The 19155-nt window shown below is 32.7% G+C and carries 18 protein-coding genes; 11 read left to right on the top strand and 7 right to left on the bottom strand.

The window, feature by feature from the left end:
- The first annotated feature begins 127 nt into the window (after positions 1-127).
- Together RSE15_RS06300 and RSE15_RS06295 are read left to right on the top strand one after the other, a co-directional pair.
- Complete coding sequence (locus RSE15_RS06300) at positions 128-736, top strand: hypothetical protein (RefSeq protein ID WP_324070247.1); 609 nt, start codon at positions 128-130, stop codon at positions 734-736.
- Between the two features lie 495 nt (positions 737-1231).
- Positions 1232-1789 (top strand): sugar O-acetyltransferase, encoded by a 558-nt coding sequence (locus RSE15_RS06295; RefSeq protein ID WP_324070245.1) that lies wholly within the window; start codon positions 1232-1234, stop codon positions 1787-1789.
- A 39-nt stretch (positions 1790-1828) separates the two neighbouring features.
- Here RSE15_RS06295 and RSE15_RS06290 read toward each other — a convergent pair whose 3' ends face one another.
- From RSE15_RS06290 to RSE15_RS06280, 3 genes are all read right to left on the bottom strand, one after another.
- Positions 1829-3700, bottom strand: coding sequence for a peptidase U32 family protein (locus RSE15_RS06290; RefSeq protein ID WP_324070243.1), 1872 nt, complete (start codon positions 3698-3700; stop codon positions 1829-1831).
- Positions 3701-3867: 167 nt separating this feature from the next.
- The gene (locus RSE15_RS06285) at positions 3868-5052 is read right to left on the bottom strand and encodes a pyridoxal phosphate-dependent aminotransferase (RefSeq protein WP_324070241.1); all 1185 of its coding nucleotides are present in this window, start codon (positions 5050-5052) and stop codon (positions 3868-3870) included.
- 58 nt (positions 5053-5110) lie between these two features.
- A complete protein-coding gene (locus RSE15_RS06280) occupies positions 5111-6205 on the bottom strand; it encodes a fatty acid desaturase family protein (RefSeq protein WP_324070239.1) in 1095 nt (364 codons plus the stop codon).
- A gap of 107 nt (positions 6206-6312) precedes the next feature.
- On the opposite strand from RSE15_RS06280, the gene rsmG reads away from it, so the two are divergent.
- On the top strand, positions 6313-6942 hold the full coding sequence (gene rsmG, locus RSE15_RS06275; RefSeq protein ID WP_324070237.1) for a 16S rRNA (guanine(527)-N(7))-methyltransferase RsmG: 630 nt from the start codon (positions 6313-6315) through the stop codon (positions 6940-6942).
- A 108-nt stretch (positions 6943-7050) separates the two neighbouring features.
- On the opposite strand, the gene pruA is transcribed toward rsmG, so the two are convergent.
- The 4 genes from pruA to RSE15_RS06255 all read right to left on the bottom strand — a co-directional run bounded on the left by pruA (position 7051) and on the right by RSE15_RS06255 (position 11506).
- Complete coding sequence (pruA, locus tag RSE15_RS06270) at positions 7051-8676, bottom strand: L-glutamate gamma-semialdehyde dehydrogenase (RefSeq protein WP_324070424.1); 1626 nt, start codon at positions 8674-8676, stop codon at positions 7051-7053.
- Positions 8677-8804: 128 nt separating this feature from the next.
- A complete protein-coding gene (apaG, locus tag RSE15_RS06265; protein ID WP_231843065.1) occupies positions 8805-9191 on the bottom strand; it encodes a Co2+/Mg2+ efflux facilitator ApaG/CorD in 387 nt (128 codons plus the stop codon).
- 3 nt (positions 9192-9194) lie between these two features.
- Entirely contained in the window at positions 9195-10256 is a 1062-nt protein-coding gene (locus RSE15_RS06260) for a DUF3667 domain-containing protein (protein WP_324070233.1), read from the bottom strand.
- Between the two features lie 2 nt (positions 10257-10258).
- The gene (locus tag RSE15_RS06255) at positions 10259-11506 is read right to left on the bottom strand and encodes a type IX secretion system plug protein (RefSeq protein ID WP_324070231.1); all 1248 of its coding nucleotides are present in this window, start codon (positions 11504-11506) and stop codon (positions 10259-10261) included.
- A 194-nt stretch (positions 11507-11700) separates the two neighbouring features.
- Here RSE15_RS06255 and RSE15_RS06250 point away from each other — a divergent pair, with 194 nt between their 5' ends.
- From RSE15_RS06250 to RSE15_RS06215, 8 genes are all read left to right on the top strand, one after another.
- Positions 11701-13050, top strand: a complete 1350-nt coding sequence (locus RSE15_RS06250) for a Na(+)-translocating NADH-quinone reductase subunit A (RefSeq protein ID WP_324070229.1) — start codon at positions 11701-11703, stop codon at positions 13048-13050.
- 5 nt (positions 13051-13055) lie between these two features.
- Positions 13056-14222 carry an NADH:ubiquinone reductase (Na(+)-transporting) subunit B gene (locus RSE15_RS06245; protein ID WP_324070227.1) on the top strand — a complete coding sequence of 389 codons (1167 nt, stop codon included), beginning with the start codon at positions 13056-13058 and terminating at the stop codon, positions 14220-14222.
- 2 nt (positions 14223-14224) lie between these two features.
- Positions 14225-14908, top strand: a complete 684-nt coding sequence (gene nqrC / locus RSE15_RS06240; RefSeq protein ID WP_324070225.1) for an NADH:ubiquinone reductase (Na(+)-transporting) subunit C — start codon at positions 14225-14227, stop codon at positions 14906-14908.
- A 5-nt stretch (positions 14909-14913) separates the two neighbouring features.
- Positions 14914-15579: an NADH:ubiquinone reductase (Na(+)-transporting) subunit D gene (locus RSE15_RS06235; RefSeq protein ID WP_324070223.1), complete on the top strand. Its 666-nt coding sequence runs from the start codon at positions 14914-14916 to the stop codon at positions 15577-15579.
- Between the two features lie 5 nt (positions 15580-15584).
- Complete coding sequence (gene nqrE / locus RSE15_RS06230; protein WP_324070221.1) at positions 15585-16343, top strand: NADH:ubiquinone reductase (Na(+)-transporting) subunit E; 759 nt, start codon at positions 15585-15587, stop codon at positions 16341-16343.
- 30 nt (positions 16344-16373) lie between these two features.
- Entirely contained in the window at positions 16374-17675 is a 1302-nt protein-coding gene (nqrF, locus tag RSE15_RS06225; RefSeq protein WP_324070219.1) for an NADH:ubiquinone reductase (Na(+)-transporting) subunit F, read from the top strand.
- A gap of 80 nt (positions 17676-17755) precedes the next feature.
- On the top strand, positions 17756-18121 hold the full coding sequence (locus RSE15_RS06220) for a DUF8840 domain-containing protein (RefSeq protein ID WP_324070216.1): 366 nt from the start codon (positions 17756-17758) through the stop codon (positions 18119-18121).
- Complete coding sequence (locus RSE15_RS06215; protein WP_324070214.1) at positions 18096-19112, top strand: FAD:protein FMN transferase; 1017 nt, start codon at positions 18096-18098, stop codon at positions 19110-19112. The genes RSE15_RS06220 and RSE15_RS06215 overlap by 26 nt, the downstream gene beginning before the upstream one ends.
- The last annotated feature ends 43 nt before the right edge of the window (positions 19113-19155 follow it).

Genomic DNA, 19155 nt, shown 5'->3' with positions numbered 1-19155 from the left:
TTCTCATAGTTGATAATTAAAGTTTGTAAAATTTACTAAACAGATGTACAATAACAGTAATTTTTTACAATTATTTTTTGAGATTTAACAGTAATAGAAAAAATGATGGCAATTTAATTCTTTTAATATGAAAACCGAAAAAGGCAAAAATTTGGAGAATTTTACCAAAACTGAAATTTCTAAAGAAATTGACAAACTTAAATTCGACAAAGAAGATTTAAAAAAAAATGTTAAAACTTCAATAAAGAAATTACAAAATGCAAATAGTGATGCTAACTTATTGTTAACACAAAAAAACAAAATTGAAAAACAGAATAGAATTTTAAGTAAATTAATTGAAATTCTTGAAAATCAAAGAATCAAAGAAATTTTATTTCGTAAAGATTTAGATATATGGACAAAAAAAAAAAATTATTATCTGCTAAAAGAATGGGATGATTTACCTAAATACAAATTGTATGTTTTTTATTTCATGATTGCTGGTCTTATTTTCTTTTATACTATATATTATGTTTACACGATTTTTTATCAAGATGGAATTTTCAAATTATTATTAGCTTATGCAACAATAATTGCAGTAACTATTTTTTTATCATTTTTCATTAGTGATAGAATAGTAACATCTTTTAAATATAATTTTAGAAATGAAAAATTTAGAAAAAGCAAAATAAACGAGTTTGAAAAAGAATTTGAAAAGAAAAATAAAGAACCAAAATTAATAGATTATTTAAAATAAAAAATACAATTGCACAATAGCGGTTATAAGAAATGAACATTTTTGAACTTAATTTAAGTTTGTGTTGTGTTTTTTATTTGTGATATTTAAAAGATTTTTTGGGGTTTGTAAAATCACAATTTCTTAAAGCCGCTATACGAACTATTAAAAATAAAGGTTTCTATGTGTAGAAATATAGAGTTGTTAATAATTTTGAATAAAGCTTTGTTTTTTAAAATTTATAAAAATTTGGTCGATATTGATTTGCACTAAATAGTTACAAGAAGAACTATATTTTTAGGATACTCAATTAAAATTTATATAATGATACTTTGTAGGGGGTAATTTTGTTGTAAATTTAATTTCTCGTTTTTTCGGGAGAGTTTTTTTCATATTTGATAATGTAAGTATATGAAGTTTATAATCTCACTAAACGGATGAACAATAACACTTGTTTTTTACAATTATTTATTGCATTTATCAGTGATAGAAAAAATGATAAAAAAATCTCTAAATATGAAAACCGAAAAAGAAAAAATGCTGTCGGGAGAAAATTATTTTTCCAATGATAAAGAGCTGACTTTAGATAGAAATAGAGTAAAAAAATTGCTGCATAAATTAAATGTTGTTGAATATTTGATGAACGGAAACGCCCGTGCTATTCTTAGAGAATTATTACCAAATGCGCATAAAAGAATATACATCGAACCTCCATTTCATTGCGATTATGGCTACAATATTCATTTAGGAGAAAAGGTTTATTTTAATGTGAATTGTGTAGTTTTAGATGCAGCAAAAGTAACTATCGGTAGTAATGTTTTTATTGGTCCGGGTGTCCATATTTATACAGCAACCCATCCTACAAATGCTGTTGAACGGCAAACGGTAGAATTTGCGAAACCAGTGTCAATAGGAAATGATTGTTGGATAGGAGGAAACACTGTAATTTGCCCAGGTGTCACAATTGGAAATGGTTGTACAATTGGTGCGGGTTCTGTCGTTACCAAAGATATTCCAAAAAATTCTCTTGCTGTTGGAAATCCAGTCAGAGTGATTAAAAAATTAAAGGAATAAACAAACCGATGTCTTTTCAATAAAGCATCGGTTTGTTTGTTAATGAAAATGATCTTCTTCAATTTCAAATTCGGCATCTTTTTCCCAAATTTCCATTTCACAAGGTTTGCAATTGAATTTTAGTTTGTATTCCAATTCGCCTTGTTTCAAAACCAAAGGTTCTTTTACTTTTTTGTCCATGTTTTCACGATGGTATTTTGGACAACGTTCTAATTCATATTTGATGCAATATTTAGTTGTCATTACTCGCGATTTTCCAGGATCCCATTGCAATTCAAACGCTTTTTCAATTTCGGTTACACCATGACGTTCGTAAAATTTACGAGCAGTTTTATTAGCCACATTATACATGAAATCCAATTTCGTTTCTGGATAAGGGTGCGATGTTTTTACCAATTGGTGTTCTTTGCGCACATAATTTTTCAAACGAATTTCCGATAATTGTTCGTAAACCGTTCTTCGCATTTCATTGATTTTTGAAATAGGTAAAAACCAATTTCCAGAAAATTCAATCGTAATTTCATCAGCTGTATAAGGAGTAAATCCTGTTTTAGCTAAATTGATTTTGAAGTTTTCTGCTAAAGATTCGTTGTTTTTTGTTGGCTCTTTTGGGTGAACCAAATTTACAACGCTTACATTTCCGTCTTCATCAGTTGCGATTAATTCAAAACCAGTTTCGTTTTCTTTTAATAGTAAAGTTGTGCTGATTTTTCGAACGGCACTGTCTTCACGTTCTACCAATTTAATGAAAGCGGCATCGTTATTTCTGTAAATAAAAGTACCTTCTTTGATTTCTTTCAACACATTTGGATAAACGATTCCGTTTTCAGCACGGTTGACGTAAATTCCTTCGGCTTCGTTGTTTTCGTTGATGAAACACAATCCATCACCATTATTTAATAATTCGCCATTTTCAATTTCGTATGAATTTCCAACGGTTTTAATTAATTTTCCAATGTATTGACCTTTTGATTTTGGACTTTCCCAAGAACCGATTGATTGATGTCTTTCGTTTACAAAATAATCGGTATAGCCACGATTGAAGGTTCTATCTAATGAAGAATCAAATAAATACGTGCATTTTCCAGAAGAAGCTTTGGTGTATTTATCGCTATTTTCGTTTAAGAAAGCATCTAATTTCTGACGTAAATAGGAAACGTTATTTTTTACATATACGATGTCTTTCAAGCGACCTTCAATTTTGAAAGAAACAATTCCTGCTTCTACTAAATTTGGAATTTGATTAGAAACATCAAAATCTTTAATCGAAAGCAAGTGACTATTTTTGATTAAAGTGTCGCCATTTCCGTCAATTAAATTATAGGGTAAACGACAATTTTGTGCGCAAGAACCTCGATTTGCAGAACGTTCACCATTGGCAACACTCATATAACAATTTCCACTAAACGAAACACATAAAGCACCAGTAACGAAAAATTCTAATTCTACATCAGAAGCTTCACTGATTTCTTTGATTTGGTGCAAGTTCAATTCACGCGCTAAGACCACACGTTTGATTCCGGCATCGGCTAAGAATTTAATCTTATCTGCATCTCGATTATTGGTTTGCGTACTAGCATGCAATACGATAGGAGGCAACTCCATTTCCATAATCGCCATGTCTTGAATGATTAAAGCGTCTACACCAATATCATACAATTTCCAAATCAATTGGCGACAAGGTTCTAATTCGTTATCATATAGAATGGTATTGATAACAACAAAAACCTGAGCGTTATATAGGTGTGCGTATTTAACTAATTCAGCAATATCTTCCACAGAATTGGTTGCATTAGATCTTGCGCCATATAAAGGAGCACCAATATAAACCGCATCAGCACCACTGTTTATGGCAGCAATTCCTTGTGTTAGATTTTTTGCAGGCGCTAAAATTTCAATCTTCTTCTTCATTTGTAAAGCTTTAATTATTCGGGATTTGCCGAAAAAAAGTGTGCAAAGTTCATATAAAAAATCCAAGATTTCTAATTCGAGTTCGCTTTTTTTGAATTTGAAGCATAAAAAGCACGAATTCATCTAATTTATAAATTAATTCGTGCTAATATGTATTTGAATATGATTTAAGAAACCGCTTCTTTAATTCTTTTCATCGCTTCAGTTAATAAAGCTTCGCTTGTTGCGTAAGAGAAACGAATACAATTTGGATTTCCAAAAGCGTCTCCTGTTACTGTTGCAACGTTTGCTTCTGCTAATAAGAACATTGAGAAATCAGTTGCGTTTTTAATTTCTGTTCCTTTTACAGTTTTACCAAAATAGTAAGATACATCTGGGAAAACATAAAACGCTCCTTCTGGAACATTCAATTTGAATCCTGGAATTTGGTTAACTAATCCAACCACTAAATCTCTACGATTTTTGAATGCTGAAACCATTTCGTTCAATACGCTTGGATCTGCTTCAACTGCAGTTATTGTAGCTCTTTGTGCAATAGAATTTGCTCCTGAAGTTACTTGACCTTGTATTTTTGTACATGCTTTTGCGATGAATTCTGGCGCTCCGATGTAACCAATTCTCCAACCTGTCATAGCGAATGCTTTTGCAACACCATTTACAGTAATCGTTCTTTCTAACATTCCAGGAATAGAACCGATACTACAGAAAGTACCTGAAAAGTTAATGTGCTCGTAGATTTCATCAGAAACAACATATACATGTGGATGTTTTTCTAAAACTTTAGCTAAAGCAGTTAACTCTTCACGATTATATACCGAACCACTTGGATTACAAGGCGAACTGAACCACATCATTTTTGTTTTTGGCGTAATGGCTGCTTCTAATTGTTCTGGTGTGATTTTGAAATCGCTTTCAACAGAAGTTGGAACTTCAACAGGAACACCACCAGAAAGTTTGATAATTTCGAAATACGAAACCCAGTAGGGAGCAGGAAGAATTACTTCGTCACCATCGTTTAACATTACTTGTGCAATATTGTATAAAGATTGTTTTGCTCCGGTTGAAACTACAATTTGTGAGGGTTTGTATTCTAAATTATTATCTCTTTTAAATTTTTTGCAAATCGCTTCTTTCAATTCTAAGTAACCTTCCACAGGTGTGTAGGTGCTGTAGTTTTCATCGATAGCTTTTTTTGCAGCTTCTTTAATGAATTCTGGAGTATTGAAATCTGGTTCTCCTAAACTAAGGCTAATAATGTCTTTTCCTTGTGCTTTTAATTCTCTTGCTAAAGCTGCCATTGCTAAAGTTTGTGAAACAGCTAAATTGTTAATTCTGTCCGATAACGGGTTCATTGTGAGTTAGTTATTATAGTTAATACAAAAGACGCGATTTCTCGCGTCTCTCTATTTATTATGCTAATTGTGGTTTTCTTCCCAATTCTCTCAAATGTTTGAAGTGAGAGGCGATTGCTGCTCGAGTCGTTTTGAACTCGTTATACGGTAAGTTACATTCTGCCGCTGTTTGTTTTACAATTTCAGCAATTTTGTTGTAATGAACATGACTGATGTTAGGGAAAATATGGTGTTCAATTTGATGATTTAATCCACCTGTATAATAATTTACAATCCAGTTTTTTGGAGCGAAATTAGCAGTAGTAAACAACTGGTGAATAGCCCAAGTGTTTTCAATTTCTCCATTATCATCTGGAATAGGGTTGATGGTGTCTTCTACAACGTGTGCTAATTGAAATACAACGCTTAAAATTAAACCAGCAGTGTAATGCATTACGACGAATCCTAATACTACCAACCACCAGTCAACTCCTAAAACTATTGGTAAAACTAACCAAATTGAAAAGTAAATTAATTTTGTAATCACTAAAGTAGTCCAAAGAATTGTTGGTTTTTTGAATTCACCATAAGACAAGTTTCTTTTTAAATAACGTTTCATTTGAAGGAAATCAGTTGTGATAGCCCAGTTGAAAGTTAATAATCCGTATAAGAAAACAGAATAATAATGTTGGAATCTATGGTGACTGTACCATTTAGCTGTTTTTGAAAAACGTAAAATTCTTCCAGCTTCTAAATCTTCATCATGACCAATAATGTTAGTGTATGTGTGGTGTAAAACATTGTGTTGAACTTGCCAGTTATACACATTTCCAGCTAAGATGTAGATACTTCCGCCCATTAATTTATTTACCCATGATTTAGTTGAATAAGCGCCATGATTACCATCGTGCATAACATTCATACCTACGCCAGCCATTCCAATTCCAATGACTACATTCAGTAATAAATAGACCCAAAAAGGCATATCCATTGCAAGTAAAAAGAAATAAGGGGTTAAGAAAAGACCAAACATCACTATTGTTTTTAAGTGAAGTTTCCAATTTCCAGTTTTATCAATTTTATTATCTTTGAAATAATCGTTTACTCTTTTATTTAAAGTTCTGAAAAATTTCAGATTGTCCTCTTTTGAGAAAATCGGGGTTGTAGTACTCATATAATTGTATTCAAATTTTGTCAAAGATAATTATTATAATTTTTTCATTTATGATATTCGTCATTTTTTATTCACCAAAAAGCGTATTTTTGTGCAAAATTTAACGAATGGAAGAGATTTTAAAGCAATTCCCTGATTTATCTGAAAATCAAACACTTCAGTTTCAAAAATTGCAAGCACTATATGAAGATTGGAATGCAAAAATTAACGTAATTTCACGTAAAGATATCGACGAATTATACACGCGTCACGTTTTGCATTCGTTAGGAATTGCAAAAATTATCGAATTCCGTCCAGGTTCAAAGATTATGGATGTGGGTACGGGTGGTGGTTTTCCTGGAATTCCATTGGCAATTTTATATCCAGAAGTTGATTTTTACTTGATTGATGTTATTGCAAAAAAAATCAAAGTAGTAAATGAAGTGGCTACTGGATTAGGCTTAAAAAACGTAAAAGCCGAACAAAAACGTGCCGAATTAGTCAAACAAGAATTTGATTTCATCGTAAGTCGAGCCGTAACCAATATGCTTGATTTTGTGAGTTGGGTAGATGGTAAAATTTCAAAAAAACAAAATCACGAATTAGCTAACGGAATTTTATATTTAAAAGGCGGCGATTTAACCGAAGAATTGGCGGCTTTTCCAAAAGCAACAGAATATAATTTATCGGATTTCTTTACCGATGAGTTTTTTGAAACTAAGAAAGTGGTTCATTTGCCTTTGAAGTATAAGAAGTAGTGATTAGTGAAAAGTAATTAGTGATTAGCTATAAAAAACAAAACCCGATTCTCAACTAAAAATCGGGTTTTTATTTTGTACTTCGTACTTTACACTTCGTACTTCGAATTATCCTAAAAACGGATATTTATAATCTTCTGGTGTAACGAATGTTTCTTTGATTGTTCTAACAGAAGCCCAACGCAATAAGTTTTGAGATGAACCCGCTTTATCGTTCGTTCCAGATCCTCTTGCACCTCCAAACGGTTGCATTCCTACCACAGCACCTGTTGGTTTGTCGTTGATGTAGAAGTTTCCTGCTGCATTTTGTAGTGCAACGGTTGCTTCTTCTACTGCATAACGACATTGGCTAAATACTGCACCAGTTAAAGCGTATTCTGAAGTTTCGTCCACTAATTTCAATGTTTCAGACCATTTTGCATCTTCATATACATAAATCGTAACTACTGGACCGAATAATTCCGTTTCCATAGTTGAGTATTTTGGATTTGTAGTTAAGATAACTGTTGGTTCGATGAAATATCCTTTTGATTTATCATAATTTCCTCCAATAATTACTTCGGCATCACTATCGTTTTTAGCTTGATCAATGTAACGGGCTAATTTATCGAATGAAGCTTCTGAAATAACTGCTGTAATAAAATTACTCATATCTTCTGGCGAACCCATTTTCATTGATTTCAAATCAGCTTCTAATTTAGCTTGAACCGCTGGCCAAAGGCTTTGTGGAATGTAAACACGAGAAGCCGCACTACATTTTTGTCCTTGGAACTCAAAAGCACCACGAGCAATTCCTACTGCAACTTGTGTTGGATTTGCTGATGGATGAGCGATGATGAAATCTTTTCCACCAGTTTCACCCACAATTCTTGGATATGTTTTATAATTTGCAATATTTTGACCAATAGTTTTCCAAATGTCATTGAAAACGCCAGTTGAACCAGTAAAGTGAACTCCTGCTAAATGAGGATTTGATAAAATTACATCGGAAACCATTCCAGAATCACCCATTATCATATTGATAACGCCATCAGGTAAACCTGCTTCTTTGAAAACCTGCATTAATACATAAGCAGAGTATACTTGAGTTGCTGCTGGTTTCCATACTACCACATTACCCATTAATGCTGCGCTTGAAGGTAAATTTCCAGCAATAGCAGTAAAGTTGAATGGAGTGACGGCATATACAAATCCTTCTAATGGTCTGTATTCAACACGGTTCCACATATCTGATGTAGAAGCTGGTTGATCTGCATAAATTTTCGTCATGAATTCTACGTTGTATCGTAAGAAATCAATTAACTCACATGCAGCGTCAATTTCTGCTTGGTGAATGGTTTTTGATTGTGCAATCATAGTTGCTGCATTGATTTTAGCACGGTATGGACCTGCTAATAATTCAGCTGCTTTTAAGAAAATACCAGCTCTGTTTTCCCAAGCCATTGCTGCCCATTTTTTACGAGCTTCTAAAGCAGAAGCAATTGCTTTTTCAACTAAAGCTTTGTCGGCTTGATGATAAATACCCACGATATGTTGATGATCGTGAGGGGCTGACATTTTTTTAGTATTTCCGGTTTTGATTTCTTCGCTACCAATATATAAAGGAACTTCTACTTGATCGTTCCACATTTTTGTATAAGTTGCTGCAACGGCTGCTCTTTCGGGAGTTCCAGGTGCATACGATTTTACGGGTTCGTTAACCGCTTTTGGGACATTAAAAAATCCTTTTAACATGGTGTTGTATTTTGAAATTAGACAATTTTGCATTTTGATTTACGAATGTTTCGTAAACGAATACAAAAATACAAAGTATATTTTGAATTATCGATAACAAATGTTACTAAGCTAAATGGATATACTATTTAGTTAATTGCGAAAGGAGCGCTTAGCTTGAAAGTTGGGATAATGACTCTAAAACTTCTGGTTGAGGTAAAGTTTACCATGTTAAAGTAGCCTTTCATAGCGCCAATAGGAGATGAGAGTAAACATCCAGAAGAATAGGTGTAGCTTTCGCCTGGCTTTATAACGGGTTTTTTGCCAATTACGCCTTCACCGTCTACAACTTCTAAGTTGTTCAACGCATCATATATTTCCCAATGACGTGTGGTTAATTGTACCGAATCTTTACTTTGGTTTTCTATAGTTACATGATACGAAAAGGCAAAATGGATTTTGTAGTTTTTGAAGTAGGTGCCTTCAAAACTAGTTAAAACCGAAATTTTTATGCCTCTTGTAATTTGACTTACCATATATTAAAATAAGATTACCGATATTGCCATTAACACTAAAACTGCTAATAATGAAATAGGTATGAACAATATGTTCAAAAGTATGAATTTAAAAATTGTTTTCCAACGGCTATTTTGATAAAAATTTCTTAAAGATTTGTAGAGGTAAATGGGAAACAGAAAAGTAAAACTAGTTCCAATTAAAAAAAGTGAAAAATCTTCAGAAAGAAAACCTATTAGTTCATATACAATTAAGCAAATAAACACAAATGAATAAAAGCTGTAAGTGAAAACTAAATGGTCAGTATAATTGAATTTCTTGTTATAAAAGGTAATCCAGAAAATAATTGCTATAAATGGAATCGATAGGAAAATAAGAAAAGGAAGTTTCGCTAGCAAATAGTCTCTCGTTTCCCTTAAGACATCGTTAGATTTTAAACTTTTTGCTTTTTCGTATAAATAACGATTCCAATTTTTGTTTTCGAAACCAAGATTTTTTAATGCTTCCTCGCTTGATAAATTTGGATTTTTAAGATTGTAATTTCTAAATGTTGTTAGCTTTAAATTCAAATGGTTAAGATTCTCAGGATCATTTCCTAATTCACTTGCTTTGTATATTGAGTCGCGATTAAATTCTTTGGTTGTTTTTTTACCAATTTGAATAAATTCAGGATTACTATTTAGTGCTTGTTTAGTTTTTAAGCTATCAGTTGTTTTGATATTTTTATTTGTTTTTTTTGTTTCTTGAGGAGTGTCATTGAGCGGGCTTCCAAAATCTGAAATTAGAAATAGCAGAATGGAGATGCTTAAAAACAAACGAAAAGGGTTGGCATGATGATGTCTTTTTCCTTCGCAAAATTCTCTTGCTGCAATTCCGGGTTTTAAAAATAAAGAAAAAAATGTATTTCGTAATCTAGAATCGTAGGCATAAAAGTTGGCGAAAAATTCTTCAATAAAATCTTTAATTGTCAGTTTTTTGGTTGAATTTAATTGACCACAAGCGTGACAGTATTTTTCACTAACATCTAAAGGTGTTTCACAATTTATGCATTGCGTTCCTCTATATTTTAAATCTTTTCTACTCATAATTAGTTGCGGATAACTTCACTATTTGTATTTGCGATTCCTATTACACGATCGTATCGTTCGTTATTTCCTCTGTAGTATACTATGGCGGTGTAATTGTTTTCTGTTTGATAGAAATTTCCATCAATTGCATTTTCATAATCTATTGATCCGGATTTATCGGTAATAACATATTGATAATTTGTAAAACCTTGTTTTAGTAAAATTGCTTTTTCATACAAACCTGTTTTTTTATCAAATTCCATTTTATATTCATCGCTTAATGTGTAATTATTAAACATTCCAACGATATAAATATTTTTATCTAACAAATTAGGGGTATTAAGAGCAAAATATACCCAAGAATAATCTGCTTCAATCTGCGGGTTAGCGGCATTAGCGTTCAGAATAAAAAAGTTTCCGTTTATGTCAGGAAAATAGGTGTAAGGATTTTTCTTTCTTGGTGTATTCACATATAAATAGGTATTGTAAATGCTTTCTCCCGTAGTAACTTTTGCAACGGTATTATTAGTAGCTCTAATTATTTTGTTGTCAATACTATAAGTTTCATTTCCGGCCCAAAATTGCGTTTCTGTGTTATATCTGTATATTAATTCAGAACCTAGCGTGTATTGTGGTTTGATGTTTGAAATACTTGTTTTCCAATTGCCATTTTGAAAAAGAGTAACTTTTACATTTTGAATTGGATTTTGTAATGTTTTATCGCCATAATTTATGGTCATCTCTATGTTTTGTTTTCCGTCTATACTCTCAAAATCACGAGCTCTTCTTACAAGTAAACCTACTGCAACTTGTTCTTCATAAATTATAATCCTGCGAGAAAATACGATTTCGCTTTCATCGTTAAGAACGGTTATTAAATAATTGCCGCTTTTGGTAATTTGATTGAATTTATTTGGAAAAACTTGTTTGTAATGCGAAAATAGTTGCAGGGTATTAAATGAATTTTCATACGTAATTATTCGCTGGTTGTCCATTCCGTTTAAATATTCTACTTTGCCTAAATCGGATGGTGCAGACCAATCATAATTGTATTGCGTAATGGTGTAATAATAATCTGCTTCATCGCCAAACAAATCGTCAAATCGAAGTTCAAATGTTTCTCCAAGTCTAAAAAAAGGGATTACATTATTGTTGTTGATAGCAAAAGAAATGGTTTTTATATTAAAAGGTGGTTCGTGTTCAATTCCTTTTTGAGAAAAAGCAACATGAAAAAGTAATAAGCTGATTATGAAAATAAATCTATTCATTTTAGTGTTATAAAGTTGTAAAAATAGTAAAACTTTGAGTACAAACGTAATTCCAATTAATTTATTAACATTTGTTAATTTAGAATAATTATAAATAAACTAAATGACTTACTTTATTTTTGGTAAGGTGTTATGTATTTGATTAAATTTGCACGTTTTATAGTAAATTTTTTAACAATCATATCTTCAAAAATATGTCAAAAGACATTCGAATTAAAAAAGGTTTAGACCTTAAGTTGAAGGGTGAAGCAGCTCACAAGGTAGCTGATGCCACTCGATCGAAAGTCTATGCTGTTAAACCTTCTGACTTTCATGGAGTAACTCCAAAGATGGTAGTAAAAGAAGGAGATAACGTTAAAGCGGGAGAAGTAATTTTCTATTCTAAAGCAGATGAGAAAGTTAAGTTTGTTGCTCCTGTAAGCGGAAAGATTCAAGAAATCAAACGTGGTGAAAAAAGAGTCATTTTAGAGATTCTTATTACTGCTGATTCTCAAGATGTTTTCGTTGAGCATAGCAAGAAAAATCCAAACGATTTATCAACAGAAGAAGTAAAAGAACATTTGTTAGCTTCTGGTTGTTGGCCATTTATCAATCAACGTCCATATGATGTAATTGCTAAATCTGCCGATACACCAAAAGCTATTTTTATTTCAACGTATGCTTCAGCTCCTTTAGCTGCTGATGTAGATTTTGTATTAGCAGACAAGTTAGTTGCTTTTCAAGCAGGTGTTGATGCTTTAGCAAAATTAACATCTGGTAAAGTGCATTTATCTTTAAAAGGTAAAGGTAAGTCTGTTTTTAGCGATGTTAAAGGTGTTGCTTTGCACAGAGTTTATGGTCCACATCCTGCTGGAAATGTTGGTGTTTTAATTTCTAAAATTGACCCAATTAATGCCGGAGAAAGAGTTTGGACTGTAGCGCCTCAAGATGTTGCAACTATTGGTGAATTATTTTTAACTGGGAAATTTAATGCTACAAGAACGGTAGCTTTAGTTGGTTCTGAGGTTAAAGAGGCACAATATTATAATGTGATTTCTGGTGCTCCTATTTCAGATTTAGTTGCAGGAAAAATTGAAGGCGATAATGTAAGAGTTATTTCTGGAGATGTTTTAACGGGAACTAAAGTAAAAATGGATGGAAATTTAGGTTTCTACAGCAATACAGTAACTGTAATTCCAGAAGGAAATGTATATAGAATGTTTGGATGGATGCCATTTGCTTCACCAAGCGTTCACAGTGCATCAAGAACAGGATTGTCTTGGTTGATGCCAGGAAAAAAATATGCGCCTAACACCAATTTAAATGGTGAAGAAAGAGCTTTAGTTGTAACAGGTGAAATGGAAGAAGTTATGCCTCTTGATATTTTCCCAATGCAATTATTAAAAGCTTGTTTGGCAAGTGATATCGATAAAATGGAAAGCTTAGGAATTTACGAAGTAGCTCCAGAAGATTTTGCTTTAATTGATTATACTAACACATCTAAATTAGAAGCGCAACAAATCATTCGTGAAGCTCTTGATTTAATGATTAAAGAAGTAGGATAATAGCTATGAAGTTTTTAAGAGATAAAATAGACAAAATTAAAAAGCCTTTTGAGAAAGGGCAAAAATTTGAAAAATTTGCACCTGCAATTAATGCATTAGATACATTTTTATATGTGCCTAATCATACTACAAAGCACGGAGCTCATATTAGAGATGCAGTGGATTTAAAAAGAACCATGATTACTGTGGTTTTAGCTTTGGTACCTGCATTATTGTTCGGAATTTATAATTCAGGTTATCAACACTTTATTCAATTAAATGAAGGTGTTTTACCTCCATTTATGGATATCTTCTTACACGGATTGTGGAAAGTGTTACCAATGATTATTGTATCGTATGCAGTTGGATTAGGTATTGAATTTGCTTTTGCAATTTTTAGAGGTCACGAAGTTAACGAAGGATATTTAGTGTCTGGTTTGTTAATTCCAATGGTTATGCCAGTTGATTTACCTTTATGGATGTTGGCTATTTCAGTAGCTTTTGCAGTTGTAATTGGTAAAGAAGCTTTTGGTGGAACGGGAATGAATATTTTCAACCCTGCTTTATTAGCGCGTGCATTTGCTTTTTTTGCTTATCCTACATTCATGTCAGGTGATAAAATTTGGGTTAGTGAGGCAAGTACTACTGATGCAATTTCAGGAGAAACTATTTTAGGATCATTAGCACAAGGAAAAGAAGTAGCTTATTCTACCATGGATATGTTCTTAGGATTTATTCCAGGTTCTATTGGTGAAACATCAACTTTAGCTATTTTAATAGGTGCTTTTGTTTTAATCGCAACAGGTGTAGGTAGCTGGAAAATTATGGTTTCTGGAGTAATCGGAGCGGCATTAACAGCTATGATGTTCAATGCTGTTGGTTTAACTGCTTTAATGAACTTTGATTGGACAAATCATTTAGTAGTTGGAGGTTTCGCTTTTGGTATTGTATTTATGGCAACTGACCCAGTTTCTGCGGCTCAAACCGATAAAGGAAAAATCATCTACGGTTTATTAATAGGATTCTTTAGTATTATGATTAGAGTATTCAATCCTGCTTACCCTGAAGGAGTAATGTTAGCTATCTTATTAATGAACACTTTAGCGCCAACTATCGATTATTTCGTAGTAAATGGAAACATTGCTAAGAGAAAGAAAAGATTGGCTAAGTCTAAACAATTAAAATCTGCATAGTCATGAATAGAGAAAGTAACGGATATACATTTTTGTTTGCGACTGTAATGGTGGTGTTAGTAGCTTCTGCTTTGGCATTTGCTGCAACTGCCCTTAAGCCAGACCAAGATGCAAATATTAAGAAAGAGAAAATGCAGTACATCCTAAAATCGTTTGGAGTAGCTGTAGATAGAGATGCTTCTGAAGTAGCCTATAAAAAACACATTATTAGTGAAGTGGTTTTTGATGAAAACGGAAACGAAATCAGTAAAGACGCTTTTACAGTTGATATTGCTAAAGAAAAAGGGAAATTCCCAATTTTCAACGCTGAGAAAGATGGTAAAAAATTCTATGTTATTCCAGTAAGAGGAATGGGATTATGGGATGCTATCTGGGGATATGTTTCAGTAGATGAAAACTTAAAAGTGGACGGTATTGTATTTGACCATAAAGCAGAAACTCCAGGTTTAGGTGGTGAAATCACTCAAGATTATTTCCAAAAAAGTTTTATTGGAGAGAATGTATTTGATGCAAACGGAAACTTACAAGGTTTAAAAGTAGTTAAAGGATATCAAGGGAAAGACAACAAAGCCGATGGTGAAGTGGATGCAATTTCTGGAGCAACTTTAACAGGTAATGGTGTAACTGAAATGTTAGTTAGAGGTTTAAAACCATATGAAAAATATTTAAAATCTAATAAAAAATAATCGTCATGGCAGATAACAACAAAGAAGGATTATTTTCAAAAAGTAATATTAAATTAATTACGAATCCATTTAATGACGATAACCCAGTAACGGTTCAGGTATTAGGTATTTGTTCAGCTTTAGCGGTAACAGTTCAAATGAAAAACGCCTTTGTAATGGCACTTTCTGTAACAGCGGTTGTAGCTTTTGGTAATGTAATTATATCATTATTAAGAAATTTAATTCCAAGTAGAATCCGTATTATTGTTCAGTTGGTTGTAGCGGCTGCTTTAGTAATCTTGGTTGACCAAGTTTTAAAAGCGTATGCTTATGATATCAGCAAGCAATTATCAGTATTCGTAGGATTAATTATTACCAACTGTATCTTAATGGGACGTTTTGAAGCATTTGCTTTAGGAAACAAACCATGGCCTTCCTTCTTAGATGGTTTAGGTAACGGTTTAGGATACGGAATCATTTTAATGGTAGTAGCATTTTTCAGAGAATTATTAGGTTCAGGAAAATTATTCGGAATCGAAATTCTTGGAAATTCTGTTGAAAAAACAGGATTGTATGGTACAGGATATGTTAATAACGGATTCATGTTATTGGCTCCAATGGCCTTAGTTATGGTAGGTATCGTAATTTGGGTACAAAGAGGAATTAACAAGAAATTAATCGAGAAAAAATAATAGCTATGTTTGAATATATCAATATATTTTTAAAATCAGTTTTCATTGATAACATGATTTTTGCATACTTCTTAGGAATGTGTTCATTTTTGGCCGTTTCTAAAAAAGTATCAACAGCTATAGGTCTTGGAATTGCTGTAACCTTTGTACAAGTAATTACGGTTCCATTAAACTATTTAATCTATCACTATGTTTTAGGTGCTGGTGCATTAGCTTGGTTAGACCCATCATTTGCTGAATTAGATTTAAGCTTTTTAACTTTCATTTTATTCATCGCTTCTGTAGCAACAATGGTACAGTTAGTAGAAATGATTGTTGAGAAATTTTCACCTTCATTATATAACTCATTAGGTATTTTCTTACCACTTATTGCAGTAAACTGTGCTATCTTAGGAGGTTCGTTGTTCATGCAACAAAGAGTTGATGGTGGAACTTACTCTTCATTAGGACACGTTGTAACTTTCGGATTTGCATCTGGATTTGGTTGGACAATTGCTATTGTGGCAATGGCAGCTATCCGTGAAAAAATGGAATATTCTAACGTATTAGCGCCGCTAAGAGGTTTAGGTATTACTTTTATCTTAACAGGTTTAATGGCTATTGGATTTATGAGTTTTGGTGGAATTGACCTTAACGCATTAAACAAAAAGCCTGAAGCAAAAGTAGAAACTCCAGTTCCAGTTGTTGTAGAAACTCCTGTAGTTGATTCAGTTCAAGTAGCTGTAGATTCAGTAAAAGTAGATTCAACTCAAGTAGTTAAATAATAGTATAGTATAACATTAAAAATTGAGCTCATGTTTAGTATAACAGAATTAATTACATATTCAATTTTAGCTTTCTTAGTGCTTATTTTACTAATGGTGTTTATGCTATTATACGCTAAATCAAAGTTGGTAAACTCAGGTGCTGTTAAGATTAAAATTAATGGTGAAAACGAAATTGAAGTAGGTGGAGGTAGCACACTTCTTACTACTTTAGGAAATAATAAAATCTTTTTACCATCCGCTTGTGGTGGTGGAGGTTCATGTTTACAATGTAAATGTAAAGTATTAGATGGTGGTGGTGAACCATTACCAACAGAAATACCTAACTTTTCACGTAAAGAATTAGCAGACGGATGGAGATTAGGATGTCAAGTTAAAGTAAAACAAGACATGATAATCGAAGTGGCAGAAGAAATTTTTGGTATCAAAAAATTCGAAGCAAAAGTATATTCTAACTACAACGTAGCTTCTTTTATTAAAGAATTTATCGTTGAGTTACCAGAAGACATGCACTACGAAGCAGGTGGTTATATCCAAATTGAAATCCCTAAATGTGAAGTAAAATTCTCAGATATGGATATTATGGCGCACCCAGAAGAACATCCTGGTGATCCAGAAAAATTCAAGGCTGAGTGGGATAAGTTCAAATTATGGCCATTAGTTATGAAAAATGACGAATTGGTAGAAAGAGCTTACTCAATGGCTTCTTACCCAGCGGAAGGAAGAAAAATTATGTTGAACGTTCGTATTGCAACGCCTCCTTTTGATAGAGCTACAAACGATTGGATGAAAGTAAACCCAGGTATTGCTTCTTCATACGTTTTCTCAAGAAAAGCAGGTGATCCAGTAGTAGTTTCAGGACCTTACGGAGAATTCTTCATCAACGAATCAGAAGCAGAAATGTTGTATGTTGGTGGTGGAGCTGGTATGGCGCCAATGCGTTCGCACTTGTACCACTTATTCCGTACAGTTAAAACAGGAAGAAAAGTTACGTATTGGTACGGAGGTCGTTCTAAACGTGAATTGTTCTACACAGACCATTTCAGAGCGTTAGAGAAAGATTTTCCAAACTTTAAATTCTATTTGGCTTTATCTGAACCACAACCTGAAGATAACTGGAAAGTGAAAGAAGGAATCGACGGAGAAGGTGATGGATTCGTAGGATTCATACACAATGTGGTGATCAATAATTATTTAGCAAATCATGAAAATCCAGAAGATATTGAATTGTATTTCTGTGGACCCCCAATGATGAATCAAGCTGTTCAAAAAATGGGTGAAGACTTTGGTTTAGATCCAGAAAACATTAGATTTGACGACTTTGGAGGTTAATCCAAATTTTAAATACCAAAACCGATTCAGAAATGAGTCGGTTTTTTTATGCATTCAAATAGAATAACTACCTTTGCAACATGGAAGCATTATCACTACAAGACTTACATCATTTGGCCATGAATCACGTGGGAAAAGAACTCGAAAAACAAGGATTTGAGTTCATCGCCATTAATAGCCAATTGAAAAAACATCCACAATTTGTTTGCGTTGATAAACCTACTAATACCTTGCATTTTGTAATGGTACAAGCGGTTACCTATCCAGATAATCCTGCCCAATACGATGTTTTGTTTATGGAAACCTTCATCAATCACGCCAAAGGGAAAAAAGCTAAGGTGTTATATGCAGGAGTTGGTTTTGCTAATGCAGAAGATTTCGAAAAGCCCGTTTTAAAAAATCAAGATTATATTTTAAATTATGAAGGAATTAAAGAGATTTTGTAGTTTTTTAGTAGTAGTAATTTTATTTATTTCATGTGATAAAACCTCAGATTTTTATACCATTCAAGGCGAAGCACAAGGAAGCACTTATAGCATCAAGTATATTGCTAACGAAGAAAAAGTTTCCAAAATTGAAATCGATTCGTTGTTAACTGCTTTCGATTTATCGCTTTCTACGTATCGACCAGATTCTAAGATTTCTAAAATTAATTCAGGAGATTCAACAGTTGTAGTAGATGATTTTTTTACAGAAACGTTCCAACTTTCTAATCAAATTTATAAAGAAACGAATGGTTTATTCGATCCAACAATCGGTGTTTTAGTAAACGCTTACGGCTTTGGTCCAAATAAAAAGCAAGAAAATCTTTCTCAAAAGCAAATCGATAGTTTGTTGCAATTTGTTGGTTTTGATAAAATTGCTTTGAACGCTAACAAAACCATTTCAAAAAAATACAACAATACTTTCATCGATTTTAATGCGATTGCGCAAGGTTATTCCGTTGATGTGGTCGTAAATTATTTAAAATCGAAAGGAATTGAAAATGCCATTGTTGAAATTGGTGGTGAATTATTCGCTTTAGGAAAAAACACGATTGAAAATAAGAATTGGGTTGTGGGAATCGATGATCCTTTACAAAAACCAGAAGAACGTACTTTAATTGCCAAAGTAAATTTAGAAAACTTAGGAATGGCAACTTCAGGCAATTATCGCAAAGTAATGATTGATGAAAAAACGGGTAAAAAATTCGTACACATCATTAATCCAAAAACAGGGTTAGCACAAAAAAATAATGTGTTAAGCGCTACGGTTTTATCAAAATCTTCAGCAACTTCTGATAGTTATGCCACTGCTTTTATGTTAATGAGTTTAGAGGAAAGCAAATTATTCTTACAAAATCATAAGGATTTGTACGTCATGTTGTTATATGTAGATGCTAATAATAAAATGCAGCAATTTACCACAGAGAATTTCAAAGCATTGATTAAAGAGTAATTCTAAACAAGCATTTAATTGTTAAATGTTGTATAATAAATTT

Origin of the sequence: Flavobacterium sp., from assembly GCF_035195345.1 — a bacterium.
Lineage (GTDB): Bacteria > Bacteroidota > Bacteroidia > Flavobacteriales > Flavobacteriaceae > Flavobacterium.
The sequence above is the reverse complement of the archived record's forward strand: the minus strand, read 5'-3'. Positions and strand labels throughout refer to the sequence as shown.

Coding starts and splice junctions, on each gene's coding strand:
- RSE15_RS06300 (WP_324070247.1), top strand. CDS start 128: ATGAAAACCGAAAAAGGCAAAAATTTGGAGAATTTTACCAAAACTGAA.
- RSE15_RS06295 (WP_324070245.1), top strand. CDS start 1,232: ATGAAAACCGAAAAAGAAAAAATGCTGTCGGGAGAAAATTATTTTTCC.
- RSE15_RS06290 (WP_324070243.1), bottom strand. CDS start 3,700: ATGAAGAAGAAGATTGAAATTTTAGCGCCTGCAAAAAATCTAACACAA.
- RSE15_RS06285 (WP_324070241.1), bottom strand. CDS start 5,052: ATGAACCCGTTATCGGACAGAATTAACAATTTAGCTGTTTCACAAACT.
- RSE15_RS06280 (WP_324070239.1), bottom strand. CDS start 6,205: ATGAGTACTACAACCCCGATTTTCTCAAAAGAGGACAATCTGAAATTT.
- rsmG (WP_324070237.1), top strand. CDS start 6,313: ATGGAAGAGATTTTAAAGCAATTCCCTGATTTATCTGAAAATCAAACA.
- pruA (WP_324070424.1), bottom strand. CDS start 8,676: ATGTTAAAAGGATTTTTTAATGTCCCAAAAGCGGTTAACGAACCCGTA.
- apaG (WP_231843065.1), bottom strand. CDS start 9,191: ATGGTAAGTCAAATTACAAGAGGCATAAAAATTTCGGTTTTAACTAGT.
- RSE15_RS06260 (WP_324070233.1), bottom strand. CDS start 10,256: ATGAGTAGAAAAGATTTAAAATATAGAGGAACGCAATGCATAAATTGT.
- RSE15_RS06255 (WP_324070231.1), bottom strand. CDS start 11,506: ATGAATAGATTTATTTTCATAATCAGCTTATTACTTTTTCATGTTGCT.
- RSE15_RS06250 (WP_324070229.1), top strand. CDS start 11,701: ATGTCAAAAGACATTCGAATTAAAAAAGGTTTAGACCTTAAGTTGAAG.
- RSE15_RS06245 (WP_324070227.1), top strand. CDS start 13,056: ATGAAGTTTTTAAGAGATAAAATAGACAAAATTAAAAAGCCTTTTGAG.
- nqrC (WP_324070225.1), top strand. CDS start 14,225: ATGAATAGAGAAAGTAACGGATATACATTTTTGTTTGCGACTGTAATG.
- RSE15_RS06235 (WP_324070223.1), top strand. CDS start 14,914: ATGGCAGATAACAACAAAGAAGGATTATTTTCAAAAAGTAATATTAAA.
- nqrE (WP_324070221.1), top strand. CDS start 15,585: ATGTTTGAATATATCAATATATTTTTAAAATCAGTTTTCATTGATAAC.
- nqrF (WP_324070219.1), top strand. CDS start 16,374: ATGTTTAGTATAACAGAATTAATTACATATTCAATTTTAGCTTTCTTA.
- RSE15_RS06220 (WP_324070216.1), top strand. CDS start 17,756: ATGGAAGCATTATCACTACAAGACTTACATCATTTGGCCATGAATCAC.
- RSE15_RS06215 (WP_324070214.1), top strand. CDS start 18,096: ATGAAGGAATTAAAGAGATTTTGTAGTTTTTTAGTAGTAGTAATTTTA.